Origin of the sequence: Bradyrhizobium sp. Ai1a-2 (assembly GCF_000426245.1) — a bacterium.
Lineage (GTDB): Bacteria > Pseudomonadota > Alphaproteobacteria > Rhizobiales > Xanthobacteraceae > Bradyrhizobium.
Window position 1 is genome coordinate 128,965 of the sequence record NZ_AUEZ01000008.1, and the last position, 20,674, is coordinate 149,638.

The 20,674-nt window shown below is 63.1% G+C and carries 19 protein-coding genes; 2 read left to right on the forward strand and 17 right to left on the reverse strand.

The window, feature by feature from the left end:
* Positions 1-11: 11 nt before the first annotated feature.
* The 14 genes from bamA to K288_RS0108675 form a co-directional block, all read right to left on the reverse strand.
* The gene (gene bamA / locus K288_RS0108605) at positions 12-2,576 is read right to left on the reverse strand and encodes an outer membrane protein assembly factor BamA (protein WP_027579168.1); all 2,565 of its coding nucleotides are present in this window, start codon (positions 2,574-2,576) and stop codon (positions 12-14) included.
* A gap of 175 nt (positions 2,577-2,751) precedes the next feature.
* Complete coding sequence (gene rseP / locus K288_RS0108610) at positions 2,752-3,903, reverse strand: RIP metalloprotease RseP (protein ID WP_027579169.1); 1,152 nt, start codon at positions 3,901-3,903, stop codon at positions 2,752-2,754.
* A 42-nt stretch (positions 3,904-3,945) separates the two neighbouring features.
* Positions 3,946-5,169, reverse strand: a complete 1,224-nt coding sequence (gene dxr / locus K288_RS0108615) for a 1-deoxy-D-xylulose-5-phosphate reductoisomerase (RefSeq protein ID WP_027579170.1) — start codon at positions 5,167-5,169, stop codon at positions 3,946-3,948.
* Between the two features lie 4 nt (positions 5,170-5,173).
* Entirely contained in the window at positions 5,174-6,022 is an 849-nt protein-coding gene (locus K288_RS0108620; RefSeq protein ID WP_027579171.1) for a phosphatidate cytidylyltransferase, read from the reverse strand.
* Entirely contained in the window at positions 6,019-6,777 is a 759-nt protein-coding gene (locus K288_RS0108625) for an isoprenyl transferase (RefSeq protein ID WP_027579172.1), read from the reverse strand. Before K288_RS0108625 ends, K288_RS0108620 begins: the two co-directional genes overlap by 4 nt.
* Before the next feature lie 14 nt (positions 6,778-6,791).
* On the reverse strand, positions 6,792-7,355 hold the full coding sequence (gene frr, locus K288_RS0108630) for a ribosome recycling factor (protein WP_027579173.1): 564 nt from the start codon (positions 7,353-7,355) through the stop codon (positions 6,792-6,794).
* A 146-nt stretch (positions 7,356-7,501) separates the two neighbouring features.
* Positions 7,502-8,218, reverse strand: coding sequence for a UMP kinase (gene pyrH / locus K288_RS0108635; protein ID WP_027579174.1), 717 nt, complete (start codon positions 8,216-8,218; stop codon positions 7,502-7,504).
* Between the two features lie 70 nt (positions 8,219-8,288).
* A complete protein-coding gene (tsf, locus tag K288_RS0108640) occupies positions 8,289-9,212 on the reverse strand; it encodes a translation elongation factor Ts (protein WP_027579175.1) in 924 nt (307 codons plus the stop codon).
* A gap of 126 nt (positions 9,213-9,338) precedes the next feature.
* Positions 9,339-10,337 (reverse strand): 30S ribosomal protein S2, encoded by a 999-nt coding sequence (locus K288_RS0108645; RefSeq protein WP_027579176.1) that lies wholly within the window; start codon positions 10,335-10,337, stop codon positions 9,339-9,341.
* A gap of 173 nt (positions 10,338-10,510) precedes the next feature.
* Positions 10,511-10,798: a type II toxin-antitoxin system RelE/ParE family toxin gene (locus tag K288_RS0108650; RefSeq protein WP_027579177.1), complete on the reverse strand. Its 288-nt coding sequence runs from the start codon at positions 10,796-10,798 to the stop codon at positions 10,511-10,513.
* Positions 10,795-11,061: a CopG family ribbon-helix-helix protein gene (locus K288_RS45060; protein WP_027579178.1), complete on the reverse strand. Its 267-nt coding sequence runs from the start codon at positions 11,059-11,061 to the stop codon at positions 10,795-10,797. The genes K288_RS0108650 and K288_RS45060 overlap by 4 nt, the downstream gene beginning before the upstream one ends.
* 64 nt (positions 11,062-11,125) lie before the next feature.
* On the reverse strand, positions 11,126-14,572 hold the full coding sequence (dnaE, locus tag K288_RS0108660) for a DNA polymerase III subunit alpha (RefSeq protein WP_027579179.1): 3,447 nt from the start codon (positions 14,570-14,572) through the stop codon (positions 11,126-11,128).
* A 433-nt stretch (positions 14,573-15,005) separates the two neighbouring features.
* Positions 15,006-15,191: a hypothetical protein gene (locus tag K288_RS0108670; RefSeq protein ID WP_027579180.1), complete on the reverse strand. Its 186-nt coding sequence runs from the start codon at positions 15,189-15,191 to the stop codon at positions 15,006-15,008.
* 126 nt (positions 15,192-15,317) lie between these two features.
* Positions 15,318-16,067 (reverse strand): outer membrane beta-barrel protein, encoded by a 750-nt coding sequence (locus K288_RS0108675; RefSeq protein WP_027579181.1) that lies wholly within the window; start codon positions 16,065-16,067, stop codon positions 15,318-15,320.
* A 296-nt stretch (positions 16,068-16,363) separates the two neighbouring features.
* Between K288_RS0108675 and K288_RS45065 the strand changes: the two genes are divergently transcribed.
* Positions 16,364-16,657 (forward strand): DUF3551 domain-containing protein, encoded by a 294-nt coding sequence (locus tag K288_RS45065; protein WP_051334435.1) that lies wholly within the window; start codon positions 16,364-16,366, stop codon positions 16,655-16,657.
* Positions 16,658-16,796: 139 nt separating this feature from the next.
* Positions 16,797-17,084, forward strand: a complete 288-nt coding sequence (locus K288_RS50425) for a DUF3551 domain-containing protein (protein ID WP_084799523.1) — start codon at positions 16,797-16,799, stop codon at positions 17,082-17,084.
* Between the two features lie 3 nt (positions 17,085-17,087).
* On the opposite strand, the gene K288_RS0108685 is transcribed toward K288_RS50425, so the two are convergent.
* The 3 genes from K288_RS0108685 to proS all read right to left on the reverse strand — a co-directional run bounded on the left by K288_RS0108685 (position 17,088) and on the right by proS (position 20,468).
* Positions 17,088-17,786 carry an ABC transporter ATP-binding protein gene (locus K288_RS0108685; RefSeq protein WP_027579182.1) on the reverse strand — a complete coding sequence of 233 codons (699 nt, stop codon included), beginning with the start codon at positions 17,784-17,786 and terminating at the stop codon, positions 17,088-17,090.
* Positions 17,787-17,794: 8 nt separating this feature from the next.
* Entirely contained in the window at positions 17,795-19,075 is a 1,281-nt protein-coding gene (locus tag K288_RS0108690; protein WP_027579183.1) for a lipoprotein-releasing ABC transporter permease subunit, read from the reverse strand.
* A 73-nt stretch (positions 19,076-19,148) separates the two neighbouring features.
* Positions 19,149-20,468, reverse strand: a complete 1,320-nt coding sequence (gene proS, locus K288_RS0108695) for a proline--tRNA ligase (RefSeq protein WP_027579184.1) — start codon at positions 20,466-20,468, stop codon at positions 19,149-19,151.
* Positions 20,469-20,674 lie beyond the last annotated feature (206 nt).

Consider the following 20,674-nt stretch of genomic DNA (forward strand, 5'->3'; position numbering starts at 1 on the left):
GACGATCGCGGTTAGAACGACGTTCCGCCGCCAAACTTGAATTCCTGCACGCGATCGAACTGACCCTTGGTAAGCGGAACCGCATAGTCGAAGCGCAGCGGACCAAACGGCGAGGCCCAGATCAAGCCGACACCGACCGACGTGCGCACGACGTTACCATTATCATACTGCAGTCCGAGGCAGGTTCCAGGATTGGACGGGACCACCCCGTTGCCGATGGTTGGCGGAATGCAGCCCGGCAAGTTGACTTCGCCCGTCTCCGCCCACGACGTCGGTCCCTTATAGTCATACAGACCACCGGCGTCGGCATAGATCGACCCCTTGAGCCCGACTTCCTTCGGCAGGAACCAGAATGGCATCTGCAGTTCCGCCGACACGCCCCAGTACTTGGTACCGCCGAGCGCATCCATCGTACCGAACGGGTTGATGTCGCGCGGACCGATGCCGTTCGGAGCGAAACCGCGGACCAGGTTCGGGCCCATCTGGAAGTGATCGAGCATACGGAGCTGATCGTTGCCGATCTGGTTGAGAATGCCGCCCTGAGCATGGATCAGGCCGACGATATCGGCAACCAGCGGGGTGTAGTACTTCACGTCGATCGCGGTCTTGATGTAGCTGACGTCGCCACCGACGCCGGCAAAGTCCTGCTTGAAGTCGACCAGGAGGCCGTCGGTCGGGTTCTTGTTGTTGTCGAGCGTGTTGTAGTTGAGCGAGTAGCCGAGCGCCGACGTGAGCGTCTTGCCGCCCTGCAGCTCCTTGCGGACCGGCAGCGAAGCTTCGCCGTCGCTGTAGCACCACAGGCCGAGGCCGGAGGCGTCGACCGCGCCCAGCGCGTTCGCAGCAGCAGCTCCGTTCGCCTCAACCCAGGCCGGCGACGGGTTGAAGGCAAGCAGGCCGTTGTTGGGATTGTTGTTACAGTTCGCGAGCTGGAACGGCAGGCTGATCTTCTGCTGATAGATCGAGTAGCGGAGCTGCAACGCGAGGTCTTCACGCAGGCTGAAGCCTAGCCGCGGGCTGAAGCCGAGCGTTTCGGTACCGTACGAAATATAGCTGTTTGCGAGTTGCTGGCGCTGATACAGGTCGAGGCCGAGCGCCACGCGATAGTCGAGCAGGTACGGCTCGACAAACGACAGCGAGTAGCCGCGCGCATATTGTCCGTAGGTCACGGACGCCTTCGCGAACAGGCCCCGCCCCAGGAAGTTGCGCTCCGAGATACTGACTTCGGCGAGCGCACCGTCCGTGGTCGAATAGCCGCCCGAGACCGAGAAGTCGCCGGTCGACTTCTCCTCGAGATCGACGACCAGGATCACGCGGTCGCTGGAGGAGCCAGGCTCGGTGGTGATCTTCACGCTCTTGAAGAAGTCGAGGTTCTTGAGCCGCCGCTCGGCGCGGTCGACCAGGGCGCGGTTGTAGGCGTCACCCTCGGAAAGATCGAACTCGCGGCGGATCACGTAGTCGCGGGTGCGGGTATTGCCGCGAATATTGATGCGCTCGATATAGGTCCGCGGGCCTTCGTCCACAGCGAACACGATCGAGACCGTGTGATTCTCGAAATTGCGATCGCCGCGCGGCCGCACCACGGCGAAGGCGTAGCCGCGCCGCGAGGCTTCGATCTGCATTTCCTCAACCGATTTCTCCAGCGCCTCGGCGTTGTACAGCGAGCCGACATCGACGCGCGAGAACGATCTCAGCGAGTTCGGATCCAGCGTCGCGATCGAGGACTGGTAGCTGACGGATGCCACCCGATATTGCTGCCCCTCCTCGATCTTGAAGGTGACGAGGAAGCCCTTCTTATCGGGATCGTATTCAGTCAGCGCGGCCACCACCTGCACGTCGGCGAAGCCATGCTTGAGGTAGAAGCGGCGAATCAGGTCGCGGTCGGCCTCGACACGATCGGGATCGTAAGTGTCGGCGCCGCCGAGGAAGCTCAGCAGGTTTGATTCGCGAGTCTTGATGACGTCGCGCAGGCGATAAGCGGAATAGTAGTTGTTGCCGATGAATTCGATCGACCGGACACCGGTCTTCTGGCCTTCGGTGATGGTGAAGATCAGGTCGACGCGATTATTCGGCTGCTCGATGATTTCCGGGTTGACGCGCACGTCATAGCGGCCCGAGCGACGGTAGATTTCGGCGATGCGCTGCGCATCGGACTGCACCATCGGACGCGAGAAGGTGCCGCGCGGCTTGGACTGGATTTCCGCCGAAAGCTGATCGTCCTTGACCTTCTTGTTACCCTCGAAGGCGATGCGGCCGATCACGGGGTTTTCCACCACGGTGACGATGACGCGGCCGCCCGCCGTGCGGATTTGGACGTCCTGGAACAGACCGGTCTCGATCAGCGCCTTCAGGCCGTCATCCATGTCGGCCTGACTCAGGCGCCCACCCGCGCTGGGCTTGAAATAGGAGCGGATGGTCTCGATCTCGACACGGCGGTTCCCCTCCACCGTGATCGAATCCACCGTCTGGGCAGCAGCAGGCGCAGACACAAGCATAGCCGCCAGCGAGGCAGCCACTGGCACAGCGAACATGATCAGAGCGGCAAGCAAGCCCCCCCGCACTCGCATTCCAACAATCATGCGCACCGCGCCCTTATCATTCCACGGCCAGCCCGTTCCCCAACGGACCGGCAGATTCCCAACCTTGCTGCACAGCTTGTAGCCAATTTTGTTACGTCGGCAACCGACTGACGGCTGTGCAATTCCATTTTCATTCCAAGACGTTGCCGTTAGGCAACGCCACAAAAAAGCCGTTTCACGATGCCGCGAGATGCAAGATGTCGTTGTAGGTCGCGAACACCATCAGCATTAGCACTAGAGCCAGCCCGATTCGGAACCCCACTTCTTGCGCGCGTTCCGATAAAGGCCGGCCACGGATCGCCTCGACCGCATAGAACAAAAGGTGGCCGCCATCGAGCAGCGGTACCGGGAACAGGTTGAGGAGGCCGATCGAGATCGAGAGCACGGCGGCAAGGTGAATCAGCGCGGCGATGCCGATGCTGGCGACCTGACCCGAGATTCGCGCAATCCCGAGCGGTCCGCCGACCTGGTTGGCCGCCTCGCGGCCAGTGAAGACACCGCCGATGTAGGACAGCGTCCGGTCGACCACGAACCAGGTCTCCTTCACTCCAAGCCAGAGCGCGGTGGCGGGATCGACCCGCTCGGTCACGGCCTCACCCGGCGCGGTGGCGCGGGTGATTCCCAGAATGCCCTGCCGGTGGCTGTTCCCGAACGGATCCTTGACGTCGCGAATCTCAGGCGTCGCCTGCAACTGGATCGTGGAACCGCTGCGCTTGATGGTGAAGGTGAGCCGGTCGCCGCCATGGATGCTGACGATGCGCTGCATGTCGGAGAAGCTGTCGATCGCGGTACCGTCGATCGCCGTGATGACGTCGCCGACCTGGAAACCGGCGGTCGCCGCGGCACTCGCCGGCTCGATCTTATCGACCTGGGCCGTGGTGCTCGGCTTGCCGAAGAAGGTGAACAGACAGGTGAAGATCACGATCGCCAGGATGAAATTGGCGATCGGTCCGGCGGCGACGATGGCCGCGCGCGGCGCGACCTTCTTGTGGTGGAAGCTGCCCTTGCGCTCGTCGGCGGTCATGGCCGAGAGGCTCTCGGTCGAAGGCGTCGAAGCTTCGCTGTCGTCGCCGAAAAATTTCACATAGCCGCCGAGCGGGATGGCGGAAACCTTCCAGCGCGTGCCATGGCGGTCGTTGAAGCCGAACAGTTCCGGACCGAAGCCGAGCGAGAAGGTCAGCACTTTGACGCCGACCCAGCGAGCCACCAGGAAATGGCCCAGTTCGTGAAAGAAAACGACAATGGTCAGGACGAACAGGAAGGGAACCACATAACCAAGAATCCCGTGGCTCAACGCATTGAAACTATGTAGGAAAAACTCGGTCATTCAGGTCCCCTCGACCAGGGCCAAAGGCCCGGTTCCAACCCTCTAAGATGCCTTTCGGGCAATTTGAGGCAATAGGGAGGCAGCCCTATTTCTCGCGTTATGGTCAACGGAAATCGCATCATCCGCCGACGTCAGAGGCGCCAGATTGCCGGACCTGATCCAGTCGTTCAAGGTCGCCTCCACCAGCCGCGCGATCGCGCCGAACCTGATTTTGCCGGCAATGAAGGCGGCAACAGCCACCTCATTTGCTGCATTATATACCGTGGTCGCGCCCCGACCGGTCCTTAAGGATTCGTAAGCCAGCCGGAGCCCCGGAAACCGTTCGAAATCCGGCGCCTCGAAGGTCAATTGGCCGATCTTGGCCAGGTCGAGCTTTGCCGACGGCCCGACGATGCGATCAGGCCAGCCGAGGCAATGCGCGATCGGGATTCGCATGTCGGGCGTGCCGAGTTGAGCGACCACCGAGCGGTCCGAGAATTCCACCATGCCATGGATGATCGACTGCGGATGCACGAGCACGTCGATCTGGTCCGGCGTCAGCGCGAACAGATAGGAGGCCTCGATCACTTCGAGCCCCTTGTTCATCATCGAGGCCGAGTCGATCGTGATCTTCTGGCCCATGCTCCAGTTCGGATGCTTCAGCGCCTGCTCCAGAGTAGCCTGCTCGATGTCAGCAGGAGCCCAGGTGCGGAACGGACCGCCGGAAGCGGTGATGATCACCCGCACAAGTTCCTCGCGGTTGCCGGAGCTCAGCGCCTGAAACAGCGCGTTATGCTCGGAATCAGCCGGCAAGATGCGGGCGCCTGCCGTTTGCGCGCGCTGCATGAAGAAATCGCCGGCGCAGACCAGACACTCCTTGTTGGCGAGCGCGACCGATGCGCCGCGATCGACCGCCGCGAGCGCCGGCTTCAAGCCCGCCGCGCCACTGACCGCCGCCATGACCCAATCGGCCGGCCGGGCAGCCGCCTCGATGATCGCGCTTTCGCCAGCGGCGCATTCGATCCGGGTGCCCGCCAGCGCCTCCTTCAGTTCCGACAGCTTGCTGGGGTCGGCCACGGCCGCGAAGCGCGCGTTGAACTCCCGGGCGAGCTTGGCCAGCGCCTGCGCATTGCCATTGGCGGTCAGCGCCTCGACCCGGAAACGATCGCGCGCACCGCGCAGCAGGTCCATGGTGCTATCGCCGATCGAGCCGGTGGCGCCCAGCACGGTCACGGTGCGGATCGCAGATGCCGCGGCCTTGTTATTTCGCAATGGGACAGCGCTCATTTGCTCACCAAACCATAAGACCGCGGCCGACGCCATCCGCGCCGCCCCGCAAGAAGCCGAAAATTGCAGCAAGAGCAACCGCGGCGACGAAGCCGTCCAGCCGGTCCATCAGCCCGCCATGGCCGGGAATGAGATGGCTGGAATCCTTCACGCCGAACCGCCGCTTCACCGCGGACTCGAAGAGATCGCCGAACTGGGAAACCACTGACAGCACCGCGCCCAAAATAAGCAGCGGCACAACTGCGCCGAGGTCGAACACCGCGAAACCCGCCGCGACGACGAGACTACCGACGAAGCTGCCGACCGCGCCCGCCCAGGTCTTCTTCGGGCTGACCCGCGGCCAGAGTTTGGGGCCGCCGATGCTGCGGCCGGCGAAATAGCCGCCGATGTCGGTCGCCCACACGACCAACAGTACGAACATCAGCGCCACGAAGCCTTCTTCCGGATCCTGCCGCAACAGGACCGAGGCAACTTCCGCGACGGCGGCATAGCAAAATCCGGCCATCGTCCAGGGACGTTGCTCGGGTGAACTCACCGCGACCACGATCAGCCCGATCGCCAGCACCAATAGTGCGGCGTCAAGCCTCCCTGCCCCGAGACAGAGTCCTGCCGCCGCCAGCGCAAGTGCACCGGCCACGATCACGCGCAGCCTGCTGCCGACGCCGATGATCATCAGCCATTCGACATAGAGGCCGATCGCGGCGAGCATGACCAGGACATTCCAGAGAAAACCGCCGGCGTAGGCGATCGCAATCGCAACCGGCGCCAATACCAGCGCCGCGACGACGCGCATCAGCAGATTACGCGATGGTGGCTCACTCGTTGCCGCCGGTGCGGCTTTATCTTGGGTCACGATGCGGTTTTCGCAGCCAGACCGCCGAAGCGGCGCTCGCGCCTGGCGTATTCGGCGATCGCGCTTTCCAGCGCCGCCTTGTCGAAATCCGGCCAGTGGATCGGCACGAACACCAGCTCGCTATAGGCCGCCTGCCACATCAGGAAATTCGACAGCCGCTGCTCGCCGCTGGTGCGGATGATCAGATCGGGATCGGGAATGTCGGGGGCGTTGAGATATTGCCCGAGCGTGTCGGCATCGATCGATGCGGGATCGCGCTTTCCTTCCGCGACCTCCTGCGCCAGCCGCCGCGCGGCGCCGGCGATCTCCTGGCGCGAGCCATAGTTGAAGGCGACGACGAGATTGAGCTTGGTGTTTTCCTTCGTGAGCTCTTCGGCTTCGTTGAGCAACGCGCAGATATCCGGCTCCAGTCCTTCGCGCTCGCCGATGACCCGCACCCTCACCCCGTCCCGGTGCAGCGTCGCCAGATCATTGCGGATGAAGCGGCGCAAGAGGCCGAACAGATCGCCGATCTCGGTCGCCGGACGCGACCAGTTCTCCGACGAGAACGAGAAGATGGTGAGATAGAGGATGCCAAGTTCGTGGGAGGCGCGCACCACCCGGCGCAGCGCTTCCACGCCGCGCCGATGTCCCTCCGCGCGCGGCAGGCCGCGTGCCGCCGCCCAGCGTCCGTTGCCGTCCATGATGATGGCCACATGCAGCGGACTGCCGGTTCGATCCGGTCCGGCAGTTGCAGGTGCGGGGGCGTTCGACATCGGCGCTGTCCAAGTCAAACGGTCAGGATTTCCTTTTCCTTGGCCGCCAGCAACTGATCGATCTCGGCGATCATGCCATCGGTCGCTTTCTGCACTTCGGTGGCGAGCCGCTCCTGATCGTCCTCGGAGATCTCGTGGTTCTTCTCGAGCTTCTTGACGACATCGAGCCCGTCGCGGCGGACGTGGCGGACCGCCACCTTGGCCGCTTCGGCATATTTGTGCGCGACCTTGACGAGCTCCTTGCGACGCTCCGCGTTGAGTTCGGGAATGCGCAGCCGTAGCACCTGGCCTTCCGTCGCAGGCGAGAGACCGAGATTGGAATCGACGATCGCCTTCTCCACCGCCTTGACCATCGACTTGTCCCAGACCTGCACCGAGAGCAGCCTCGGTTCGGGCACCGTGACAGTGGCGAGCTGGTTGAGCGGCATGTGCGAGCCATAGGCCTCGACCTGCACCGGCTCCAGCATCGAAGCCGCGGCACGGCCGGTACGCAGACCGCCCAATTCGTGCTTGAGGGACTGGGTCGCACCTTGCATGCGGCGCTTCAATTCGTTGATGTCAAAACCAGGCGTGGGCATGACGCTCTCCCTTCCTCTGGATCATTGTCCGACCAGGTCGGATCACGATCTCATCTCTTCGCTTTGGCATGATCTGTCGGAAAACCGGTTTCCACTTTTCCGGATCATGCTCGATAAACCAACCGCCGTGCCGCAACGCCCAAGCGTCAGCCGGCGACGACCGTACCGTGGCCCGTGCCGCGCAGGATGGCGCCGATCGAGCCAGGCTCGGCGATCGAAAACACGATGATAGGCAGCGACGTCTCGCGGGCAAGCGCGAATGCGGTCGCATCCATGACCTTGTAGCCGCCTTCGATGGCCTGCGAATGCGTCAGGCGATCGAAACGTTTGGCCGACGGGTCCTTCTTGGGATCGGCGCTGTAGACGCCGTCGACATTGGTGGCCTTCAGGACCGCATTCGCGCCGATCTCGGCCGCGCGCAGCACCGCGGTGGTATCCGTGGTGAAGAACGGATTGCCGGTTCCGCCGCCGAGCAGGATGATCTTGCCCTCGGCGAGGTATTTGTGCGCCGCACTGCGGGTGAACAATTCGGAGATTTCCGGCATCACGAAGGCCGAGAGGGTCCGCGCCGGCGTACCCTTGCGCTCGATCGCCGATTCCAGCGCGAGGCAGTTCATCACGGTCGCCAGCATGCCCATGGTGTCGCCGGTGGTACGGGATACGCCCTGGGACGACACCTGCACGCCGCGCACCATGTTGCCGCCACCGACCACGACGGCGACCTCGGTGCCGAGATGGCGCGCCGCGATGAGGTCGTCGGCGATGCGGTCGATGGTGGGCTGGTCGATGCCGAAGGATTGGCTGCCGGCGAGGTATTCGCCTGAAAGCTTGATCACCACGCGACGATAGACCGGCTCAGCCATGATCGCTTCCTCAAATCCCCGCGCAAGCAGGTTCCGGCACGCTGGCGCCGGAACCGTCCAATCCCCGCGGTTACTTCTTGCCGCTGGCCGCCGCGACTTCGGCTGCGAAATCGGATTCCTGCTTCTCGATTCCCTCGCCGAGAGCATAGCGCACAAAACCAGCGATCTTCACCGGCGCGCCGACCTTACCCTCAGCTTCCTTGAGCGCCTGCGCCACGGACTTTCCGCTATCGTGGATGAAGGCCTGCTCCAAGAGGCAGACTTCCTTGTAGAAGGTCTTCAGGCCGGACTCGACGATCTTCTCGATCACATTCTCCGGCTTGCCCTGCTGACGGTATTTGTCAGCCAGCACGTCCTTCTCGCGCCTGACGACGTCGGGATCGAGCCCGGCGGGATCGATGGCCTGCGGGTTGGCGGCAGCGACGTGCATGGCGAGCTGGCGGCCGAGCACGGCGAGTTCGTCGGTCTTGCCGGCCGATTCCAGCGCCACGATCACGCCCATCTTGCCGGCGCCCTCGGTGACGGCGTTGTGGACGTAGCTCGACACCACGCCCTTGCCGACCTCGAGCGAAGCTGCGCGGCGCAGCGTCATGTTCTCGCCGATGGTCGCGATCGCGTCGTTGATCGCAGCCTCGACCGTGACGTCGCCGACCTTGGCCGCCTTGATCTTCTCGACATCGGCGCCGACCTCGAGCGCGACCTGGGCGACCATCTTGACCAGGCCCTGGAATTGATCGTTGCGCGCAACGAAGTCGGTCTCGGAATTGACCTCGACCACGACGCCCTTGGTGTTCTTGGTCAGGGCGCCGATGAGACCTTCGGCGGCAACGCGGCCGGCCTTCTTGGCGGCCTTGGACAGCCCCTTCTTGCGCAGCCAGTCCTGCGCGGCCCGCATGTCGCCGGCGCTCTCGGTCAGCGCTGCCTTGCAATCCATCATTCCCGCGCCGGTCGACTCGCGCAGGTCCTTGACCATCGCTGCTGTGATCGTTGCCATCATTGAATTCCTTCTTGCCTGTGAAGCGCGGCGGCGCCTTTGGGGCGCCGCCGTCAGCGACAGGGAATGCCTTGATCTGGGAATTGAAGCGCTGGCCGGAAAGGTCCGGCCAGGCGGCCGTTTGCGTTATTCCGCTTCCGCGGTGAGCGCCTTGGCCTGAGCGACCCAGGCGTCGGCACGGCTCGGCAGACCGACTTCTTCGCCGATCTTGTGCGCAGTATCGTGATCGAGCTCGGCGAGCTGCCAGTAGTGGAAGATGCCGAGATCGTTGAGCTTCTTCTCGATCGCACCCGACACGCCGGTGAGCTTCTTGAGGTTGTCGGCAGTGCCGCGCGGCCCCGGCAGCCCCTGGAAGCCGGTCGCCGCCGACGGCGCCGGGAGCTCTTCCTGTTGCGGCTGGACGGAGGCGCCGACATCGATGCCGGAATCGCCCTGCGCGCGCGAGATGCCGTCGATCGCAGCCCGCGCGACCAGGTCGCAATAGAGCGAAATCGCCCGACCCGCGTCGTCATTGCCCGGCACCACATAGGTGATGCCCTTGGGGTCCGAATTGGTGTCGACGATCGCGGCGACCGGGATGTTGAGCCGCTGCGCTTCCTGGATCGCGATGTCTTCCTTGTTGGTGTCGATCACGAAGATCATGTCGGGCAGGCCGCCCATGTCCTTGATGCCGCCGAGCGAACGATCGAGCTTGTCGCGCTCGCGCTGCAGCGTCAGCCGTTCCTTCTTGGTGTAGGAATTGGCTTCGCCGGACGAGAGCACCTCGTCCAGGTGCCGCAGCCGCTTGATCGAGGCCGAGATCGTCTTCCAGTTGGTCAGCGTGCCGCCGAGCCAGCGCGAATTGACGAAATACTGCGCCGAGCGCTTGGCCGCTTCCGCGACCCCGTCCTGCGCCTGCCGCTTGGTGCCGACGAACAGGATGCGGCCGCCCTTGGCGACGGTATCGCTGACAGCCAGCAACGCACGATGCAGCATCGGCACGGTCTGGGCGAGATCGATGATATGGATGTTGTTGCGGGCGCCGAAAATGTACTCTGCCATTTTCGGGTTCCAGCGGTGGGCCTGGTGGCCAAAGTGCACGCCAGCTTCCAAAAGCTGACGCATGGTGAAATCGGGTAGCGCCATAGTTCTGATTCTCCGGTTGGTTCCTCCGGAAACGTGTGAGCAAACGGACCTTCTCGGCCCGGCTGCCACCGGACGGCCTTCTAGAGCCATGTTTCCGTGTGAGATGGCGCGCTATATACCGCGATTTCCGCCAGAAGCAAGGAAATATAGGCGGTTTTGGGGGACTTGGCCCCCTAAAGGGTCTCGGGCCACCGCCGAGCGCCATGAAATACGCGTAAGACCTGGACGGTCTGGCCCGCCACACGATAGGGCACGATATACGGCGTCTTCGGAATCACCAGTTCTCGCGTTCCCGGAACCCGGCCGGGCCTTCCCATTTCGGGATTATCGGATAGCAGCATCTCCACATTGTGCATGACGTGGAGCACGATACGCTTGGCCGCCGCGGGGCTGCTCTGCTCAATATAGGCTCGTATCGCGATCAGGTCCTCGACAGCTTCAGGAGACCAAACGGCGCTCATGTCCGCTTGGGGAACGGTTTTTCTTTGCCGCTACCCCACGATGTCACCCAGTCTTTGACCTCTTCGTGCGAAATTCCCTCGCCACGATCGAGTGAGGCGATCGCGCGCTTTATACCCGCAATCTGCCATTCGTTGACGTCGAGGTACTCGTTGATCGCCTCGGCGGCGAGAAAGGAACGGCTGCGCCCGGTGCTCTTGGCCAGCTTTTCCAGCCGTTTCTTTGCCGCGGAATCTACGCGCACTGAGAATGTGGTGGAGGCCATATCTCACCCAATGTACCAATCTGTGTACAAATAAGCACAGCCCGCCTGATCCGCAATCCGGCGCTCATAGCGTCTCCACCATCTCGACGCCGCTGACTGCCTTGATCGCCCCGGCGATCTGCGGGGACACCTGGAAGCGGCCTTCGAGCTTGAATTCGACCTCGGTCTCCAGATCGAGGCGCAGCACCAGCGCGATATCGCCGCCGGTGCCATTGCCGGGCTGAAGCCGTTTGGCGATCGAGTCCAGCGGCTTGGTGTCGCGCAGGAAGATGCGCAGGCCCTTTTGCGTCTTGGCCGCGGCGGCATCGAGCGGCTCGGCGTGCAGCACGCGGGCGCGGACGTCCTCGCCCTGCAGCTCGGCGCCGAGCTGCAGGAGCACGGCGGCGCCCGGCTCCAGCACGTCACGGTATTGCGCCAATCCTTCCGAGAACAGCACGGCCTCGAAATGGCCGGTGGGATCGGACAGGCCCATGATGCCCATCTTGTTGCCGGTCTTGGTGCGCCGCTCCATGCGCGACACCACGGTTGCCGCGACCTTGCCGGCGGTCGCGCCTGTCTTCACCGCTCGCGAGAACTCGGCCCAGGACTGCACGCGTAGCCGTTTCAAGGCTGTGGCGTAGTCGTCGAGCGGGTGGCCCGACAGGAAGAAGCCGATGGCGTCATATTCGCGTCGCAGCCGATCCGCCGGCAGCCACGGCTCGATCTGAGGCAGAACGATGCTCGGCGCGTCCGAAAGCCCGCCGAACATATCGTTCTGGCCCGATGTCGCAGCCTCATGGCTGCGCTGGCAGGCGGCGAGGATCGCGTCCGCACCGGCGAAGACGCGGGTCCGATTCGGCTCGAGCCTGTCAAAGGCACCGGCGGCGGCGAGGCTTTCGATGATGCGCTTGTTGATCGCGCGCGGGCTCACGCGCGCCGCGAAGTCGGCCAGCGAGGTGAAGGCGGTCTTGCGCCGCTCCTCCACGATCTGCTCGACCGCCTGCAGACCGACGCCTTTCAGCGCGGCCAATGCGTAATAGATGGTGTTTTCGCCGACTTCGAAGGTTGCGCCGGAGCGGTTGATGTCGGGCGGCTCGACCTTGATGCCGAGCCGCTGCGCCTCGGAACGGAATTCGGAGAGCTTATCCGTGTTGTTGAGTTCGAGCGTCATCGACGCTGCCAGGAACTCCACCGGGTAATGCGCCTTCATGTAGGCGGTCTGATAGGACACCAGCGCATAGGCCGCAGCGTGGCTCTTGTTGAAGCCGTAGTCGGCGAACTTGGCGAGCAATTCGAAGATCGTGTCCGCCTGCCCTTTCGGCACGCCATTCTTGACCGCGCCGGCGACGAAGACCTCGCGCTGCTTCTCCATCTCGGCGCGGATCTTCTTGCCCATCGCGCGGCGCAGCAGGTCGGCTTGGCCGAGCGTGTAGCCCGCCATCTGCTGCGCGATCTGCATCACCTGCTCCTGGTAGATGATGACGCCGAACGTCTCCTTCAGGATCGGCTCCAGGATCGGATGCAGATATTCCGGCTCTTCATCGCCGTGCTTGCGCGCGCAGTAGGTCGGGATGTTGGCCATCGGGCCGGGGCGATAGAGCGCGACCAGTGCGATGATGTCCTCGAAACGGTCCGGCCGCATGTCGATCAGCGCCCGCCGCATGCCCTGGCTTTCAACCTGGAACACGCCGACCACATCGCCTCGCGCCAGCATCTGATAGCTGTCGGCATCGTCGATCGGCAGCGTCGCCAGATCGACATGCACATCGCGCTGCTTGAGCAGCCTCACGGCGACGTCGAGTACCGTCAGCGTCTTCAGGCCGAGGAAGTCGAACTTCACGAGCCCCGCCGGCTCGACCCATTTCATGTTGAACTGGGTCACCGGCATGTCGGATTTGGGGTCGCGGTAGAGCGGCACGAGCTCGCTCAACGGGCGGTCGCCGATCACGATGCCGGCGGCATGGGTCGAAGCGTGGCGCGTCAAACCTTCCAGGCGTTGCGCAATGTCGAAGGCGCGCGCGATCACCGGATCCTCGTCGCGGAAAGCCTGCAGCTTGGGCTCGCCCTCGATCGCCTGCGCCAGCGTCACGGGCGCGGCCGGGTTCTGCGGCACCAGCTTGGTCAGCTTGTCGACCTGGCCATAGGGCATCTGCAGCACGCGGCCGACGTCGCGCAGCACGCCGCGCGCCTGCAGCGTACCGAAGGTGATGATCTGCGCCACCTGATCGCGGCCGTAGCGTTCCTGCACATAGGAGATCACCTCGCCGCGGCGATCCTGGCAGAAGTCGATGTCGAAGTCCGGCATCGAGACGCGTTCCGGATTGAGGAAGCGCTCGAACAGCAGCCCGAACCGGATCGGATCGAGATCGGTAATAGTCAGCGCCCAGGCAACCAGCGAGCCTGCACCGGAACCACGGCCCGGCCCGACCGGAATGTCGTGGGCCTTCGCCCATTTGATGAAGTCGGAAACGATCAGGAAGTAGCCCGCATAGTTCATGCGGTTGATGACATCGATCTCGAAGGCGAGACGCTTCTGATAGTCCTCGTCCGTGATGCCCGGCGACAGACCATGGATTTGAAGACGCCTCGCGAGCCCCTGCTCGGCCTGACGCTTCAGCTCCGCGGCCTCCTCGCTCACCGCATCGGAGGCCGATCCGGCACCGACCGTGAAACGCGGCAGGATCGGCTTGCGCGTCTTCGGCCGGAACGAGCAGCGCTCGGCGATCTCGACCGTCGACGCCAGGGCTTCCGGAATATCCGCGAACAGCACCGCCATCTCGGCGCGCGTCTTGAAGCGGTGGTCGGGCGTGAGCTGCTCCCGATCCGTCTCCGCGATCAGCCGGCCGCCGGCAATGCACAGCAGCGCATCGTGGGCCTCGTAGTCGTCGGTGCTCGCGAAATAGGGCTCGTTGGTCGCGACCAGCGGCAACCCCTTCGCATAGGCAAGATCGATCAGGCCGGCCTCGGTGCGGCGCTCCTTGTCGATGCCGTGGCGCTGCAGCTCGATGTAGAGGCGGTCACCGAACAGGCTTGCCAGGCGGTCGCAACGCGTGGCGGCAAGGCTCGCGTGATCGGCCGCGAACGCAAGCGCGATCGGTCCGTCCGGGCCGCCGGTCAGTGCGATCAGGTCCTCGGCATCGTCCTTCAGCCAGTCGAACTTGATATGCGGCAACTGATGGACGGGCGTCTCCAGGAACGCCCGCGAGTTCAACCGCATCAGGCTGCGATAGCCGCGCTCGCGCGCGGCGAGCAGCACCATTCGGGTTGGAGCGCCGGCCAGCACGCTGCGCGAATTCGGATCGACGTCGCCGAAATCGACCGCGAGCTCACAGCCGACGATCGGCTGGATGCCATAGCCGGCCATCTTGTCGGAGAATTCCAACGCACCGAACATGTTGTCGGTGTCGGTTAGCGCGAGCGCCGGCTGGCGGTCCGCCTTGGCGAGCTCGCCAAGCTTGGCGATCTTGATCGAACCCTTCAGCAGCGAATAGGCCGAATGAACGTGAAGATGAACGAATCCGGCACTGGGCATGGGTGCTTCGAAGGGCCTTGGTTTCGCGGAGGGACGGAGCCGCCGGGTTCGGGCACAAGGCCGCCAATCCCGACTCGCCGCTCAATGGTGATGCCTCCGGTCCCCGAAGTCCACGCCGAACGCGGCATCGTGATGCGACGTCCGGCTTTTCCCCAGGGATGGCGGCCGACGAAATCGGCACGCCCCTCCTGCCCGCTCAGAACTGCGGAATCAGCTGCGCCCAGATCGCGATCATTCCAATGAACAGCGTGATCGATGCCAGCGCCGCCGCCTCTTCGACGAAAATCTTCAACATCGCCTGTCTCCTTGATATGAGAACATACAAGGAACACTGTTCCTCATTTGTTCATGAGTCAAGGCCGAGCGCCGGGCCCGCTCGGAGAATCGAAGTCGAATGAAGGGAGTGGTTAATGCGCGGCCGCAGCCGGCGAGGTCATCCGAATACTTTTTCAGGCTGGACCGTCAGCCTGTGAGCGACGTAGGGCGTCCCGGTGTAGCGCTCGAGGATTTCGTTGCAGACCAGGCAGCGGAATTCCCCCGGCTGGCCGGGAAGCGAATCGACCTGGATACGCCGATAGCCGGCTTCGCATCTCGGACATTGCACGTCGGATTTCAGCATGGCGCTGACGATGGGCCGCGATCGCGGCAATTTCGCGCCGATCGGGGACAATGACCGGGGCCGACCAACAAAAAGCCCCGGGCAAACTGCCCGGGGCTGATTGTGCCGCGTTAGTTCTCGCGAAGATCAGTACTTCGCGACGAGCGGAAGGCCGCCGAAGCCGAACTTGTAGTTCAGGCGAACGGTGACGAGGTCGGCGTCCTGCTTGATGTCGTCGATACGCGTCACGCCGAGAATCGGGCTGGTGAAGGTGTGGCTCTCGGTGTCGAGGAACAGATGGTTGTATTCGACGCCAGCCGACCAGCCGGGAGCGAAGGCGAATTCGACGCCAGCGCCGACGGTGCCACCCCAACGGGTCTTTTCGACGCTATCAAGGGTCACGCCGAGGATCTGGCCCTCGTACTTGCTGTCGGTGACCGCAGCACCGCCCTTCACGTAGACCAGCACGGTGTTCCAGGCGTAGCCGACCTGGCCGGTGATCAGGCCGAAGGCGTCGATCTTGGAGCGGTTGCTGACAGCAGGTGCAATGAGGCTGACGTTCGAGCCGCTGAAGTCTGCCCAGTTGCCTTGGCCTTCAACGCCGAACACCCAGTTGCCGGCCTGCCAGCGATAGCCGAGCTGACCACCGACCGTGCCGCCGGTCGCGTCGTGGGAACCTTCACCGACGCCGAAACCGAAGACCGACGTGTTGGTCCAGGTGTTGTGGCTCGAGCCCCAGCCGCCGTTGACGCCGATGTAGAAGCCGCTCCAGTCATAGATGGTGGCGACCATCGGCGGAGCCTTGGTGTATGGACGCGCAGCGAGATCCGCAGCGACCGCCGGCGCAGCGGCGCCCAGGGCGACCAAGCTCGCCGTAACAAGCAAAACCTTCTTCATTTTTATTTCCCGTTCCAGATGTGATGACCCCAAGGTCGTCGGGCGCCTCAGTAAACAGGGTTCCTCAAAATTGCTGTAACTTGGCTGCAACAGCCGAGGCGAAACGACTATGACGAAAACGTGAGTTAATGTTGTATTACTTATACTTAGCCCCGAAGATCCCACCGTTCCCGCGCCACAAATAATTCACACTTCGGTGTTCGCCACACTCCTCGTGTTGCATATTTGTTTGACGTCCCCTCGGTTGTAGGTCTTGGATCGTGTGACCAGCGACGAGCTGCGATCAAGGAGAAGAGATGCGTAACGTGATCCTGGTTTTGTCCGCGGCCGCCGCGATCGGCATCCTTGGAACCGCGCCGGCCGCAGCGGTCGGTACGCGCTATCCTTTCTGCATTCAGGGAAATGAACAGCCCGGGCTCAGCAACTGCACCTTCACCAGCTATGAGCAGTGCCAGGCCACGGCGTCCGGACGCTTCCTGTGGTGCATTCCCAATCCCTTCTATGCCGGCAATGGCAATGGTCCGCGGGCTTCGCGCCGGCCCCCTCCGCCTCAGCCCTCGATCCCCTTCTTCGAGCCTTTCAACGATTGAGTCGGAACACGCCCTATGCTGCGCGAGACGAAGTGATCGGCGCAGGAACGTGACTTGACGGTCACGCGCGCGAATACTCTGTTGAGGGCGGGGTTAGCGATTGGAGGACCGAACAGTCGTCCGAACGCGGGAGGAACTGATGCGCATTCCGATGTTGGCGATCATAGCGCTTGCCACGGTCGCGGCGGGATCATCCGCCCGAGCGCAGACTTACGATCCGAATTATCCGGTCTGTCTGCACGTCTACGGCCCCGTCACTTATTACGATTGCGGCTACACCTCGCTGCCCCAATGCGCGATGTCTGCATCCGGCCGGGCGGCTCAGTGTGTGGTTAATCCTTACGCCGCCAACTTCTACCCTTACGCGGCCAACGCTTATGCCGACCCGTCACCGCGGCGTCACAGACGATATCGCCAGATCTACTGAGAATTAATCAAGCTCGACCACCTGCCCGTTCGCCAGCGACACGCGGCGGTCCATCCGGGCGGCCAAGTCCATGTTGTGGGTTGCGATCAGCATCGCGACCCGCGTTGCCTTCACCAATTGCATCAGCGCGTTGAAGACATGGTCAGCAGTCTGCGGATCGAGGTTGCCGGTCGGCTCGTCGGCCAATAGCGCCCGTGGCGCGTTCGCGACCGCGCGCGCAATCGCGACCCGCTGCTGCTCACCGCCGGAGAGTTCGGCCGGCCGATGCTTGATGCGGTCGCTGAGGCCGAGATAGGACAGGATCTCGGTCGAGCGTTTCACAGTCTCAGAACGTTTGAGGCCACGGATCATCTGCGGCAGCATCACGTTCTCCAGCGCGGAGAATTCCGGCAACAGCCGGTGCGACTGATAGACGAAACCGATATCGGTGCGGCGGATCTGGGTGCGGTCGATATCCGACATTTGCGAGGTCGCCGTGCCCCCGACATAGACCTCGCCGTCGTCGGGCGTCTCGAGCAGGCCTGCGATGTGCAGGAGCGTCGATTTGCCCGAGCCGGACGGGGCCACCAGCGCAACCGATTGTCCCGGCCACAGCGCGAGCTTGGCGCCGTCCAGAATCGTCAGCGTCGCCTCGCCCTGCCGGTACTGGCGCTTGATTTCGTGGAGATAGATGACCGGCACATCTTGCGCCCCCTCCGCCATCTCAGCCCTCACTCGTACCGCAGCGCGTCGACGGGATCGAGCCGCGCGGCTCGCCACGACGGATAAAGAGTCGCCAAAAACGACAGCGTCAGCGCCATGATGACGACGGCCGTGGTTTCGCCGAAATCGATCTCGGCCGGCAGCTTCGACAGGAAATAGAGCGTCGGGTCGAACAATTCGGTGTTGGTGAGCCAGGACAGGAACTGCCGGATCGATTCGATGTTCACGCAGATCAGCATGCCCACGAGAAAGCCGACGATGGTGCCGACGACGCCGATCGAGGCGCCCGTGATCAGGAAGATGCGCATGATCGATCCTTGCGAGGCCCCCATCGTGCGCAGGATCGCGATGTCCTGCCCCTTGTCCTTCACCAGCATGATCAGGCCGGACACGATGTTGAGCGCCGCGACCAGCACGATCATGGTCAGGATCAGGAACATCACGTTGCGCTCGACCTGGAGCGCGTTGAAGAAGGTCGAGTTGCGCTGGCGCCAGTCGACCAGAAACACGGGCCGTCCCGCGGCTTCCGTCACGGTCTTGCGGAACGTGTCGATGCGATCGGGATTGGTGGTGAATATCTCGATCGCGGTGACGTCATTGTTGCGGTTGAAATAGGCCTGCGATTCCGCAAGCGGCATGAACACGAAACCCGAGTCATATTCGGACATGCCGATCTCGAACACCGCCGCGATCTTGTAAGGCTTGATGCGCGGCGTCGTTCCCATCGGCGTCACCGCACCACGCGGAGCCACCAGAGTGATGCTGTCACCGGCATGCAGCGACAATTGATCGGCAAGGCGGCGGCCGATCGCGACCCCCTGCCCTTCGTCGAAATTCTCGAGACTGCCCTGCTTGATGTTCCGCGCGATCGAGAACAGGTTGTTCAGGTCTTCCGCCCGCATGCCACGCACGAGCACGCCGGAGGCATTGAAGGCGGAGGACGCCAGCGCCTGGCCGTCCACCACCGGCGCCGCAAGCCGGACGCCCTGCACCTGGCTGATGCGCTCGGCGACATCCTTCCAGTCGGTCAATGGCGATTCCAGCGGCTGCACCAGGAGGTGGCCATTGAGGCCGAGGATCTTGTCGAGCAATTCCTTGCGGAAGCCGTTCATCACAGCCATCACCACGATCAGCGTGGCGACGCCGAGCATGATGCCGAGAAAGGAAAAGCCGGCGATGACGGAAATGAAACCTTCCCTGCGACGCGCCCGCAGGTAACGTCCGGACAGCAGCCATTCGAAGGGCGCAAAAGGCGGGGTGCGGACTTTGTCGGTCATGGCCTCATCCATGTGTCGATAATCCCATGATTCGGGCCAAATGTGGCCGGACTGGCCAACCGCACGTCGGTGCGGTGGATAAACGCTATCCCGCGATCCTCACAAGCGCATCGTCGAGCGCGAAGTTTTCGCGCGTGCCGTCGCTGCGCCGCTTGATCTCGACCTTGCCTTCGGCAAGCCCTTTCGGTCCGACCAGGATCTGCCAGGGGATGCCGATCAGGTCGGCTGCAGCAAATTTCGCGCCGGCGCGCTGGTCGGTATCGTCATAGACCACGTCGACGCCCTTGGCTTTCAGATCCGCGTAGAGCTTTTCGCAGGCTGCATCGACGGCGGCATCGCCCTGCTTCAGGTTCAGGATCGCCGCCTTGAACGGCGCAACCGCTTCCGGCCATTTGATGCCGGCATCATCGTGGCAGGCCTCGATGATGGCGCCGACCAGCCGCGAGACGCCGACGCCATAGGAGCCGCCATGGATCGGCACTTCCGCGCCATCGGGACCTGCGACCAGCGCCTTCATCGCATCGGAATATTTGGTGCCGAAATAGAAGATCTGGCCGACCTCGATGCCGCGGGTGTTCACCCGCTTGTCATCAGGCACCTCGCGCTCGAAACGCGCGGCGTCATGGACGTCCTCGGTCGCGGCATAGAGCGAGGTCCACTGCTTGATGATCGGAGTAAGATCGCCGTCGTAGTCGACGTCATCGGGCGGAATCGGCAAATCGAGCACGTCTCTGTTGCAGAAGACGCCGGACTCGCCGGTTTCCGCCAGCACGATGAATTCGTGGCTCAAGTCGCCGCCGATCGGCCCGGTCTCGGCGCGCATCGGGATCGCCTTCAGTCCCATCCGCGCGAACGTGCGCAGGTAAGCGACGAACATCTTGTTGTAGGCACGTCGCGCGCCGGCCTCGTCGAGATCGAAGGAATAGGCATCCTTCATCAGGAATTCGCGGCCGCGCATCACGCCGAAGCGCGGACGCTGCTCGTCGCGGAACTTCCACTGGATGTGGTAGAGATTGAGCGGCAGGCTTTTGTACGATTTCACATAGGCACGGAAGATTTCCGTGATCATTTCCTCGTTGGTCGGCCCGTACAGCAGCTCGCGCTTGTGGCGGTCGGTGATGCGCAGCATTTCCGGGCCATAGGCATCGTAGCGGCCGCTCTCGCGCCAGAGGTCGGCGAGTTGCAGGGTCGGCATCATGAGTTCCAGCGCTCCGGCGCGGTCCTGCTCCTCGCGCACGATCTGCTCGATCTTCTGCAGCACCTTGAAGCCGAGCGGCAGCCAAGCATAGATGCCCGCGGCCTCCTGCCGGATCATGCCGGCGCGCAGCATCAGGCGATGCGAGACGATCTCCGCCTCTTTCGGGTTTTCTTTCAGGATCGGCAGGAAAAACCGCGACAATCGCATGGGCGCACTCAGGAATCAGTTGAGGAAGCAAGAGGAACGCAGTGAAACCGGATCGGATGCGAAAACACAAGGCCGACAATTGCGAAAAAGCCGCCAAATAAGCCGATTTGCGGGCATTGCGCAGATTTGTAACGAGATCACCGGGGATGGGCAAAGCAAACCTTACCGGCCTGTCACGTCAGCTTGCTGTTTGAGCCCTATAGGGT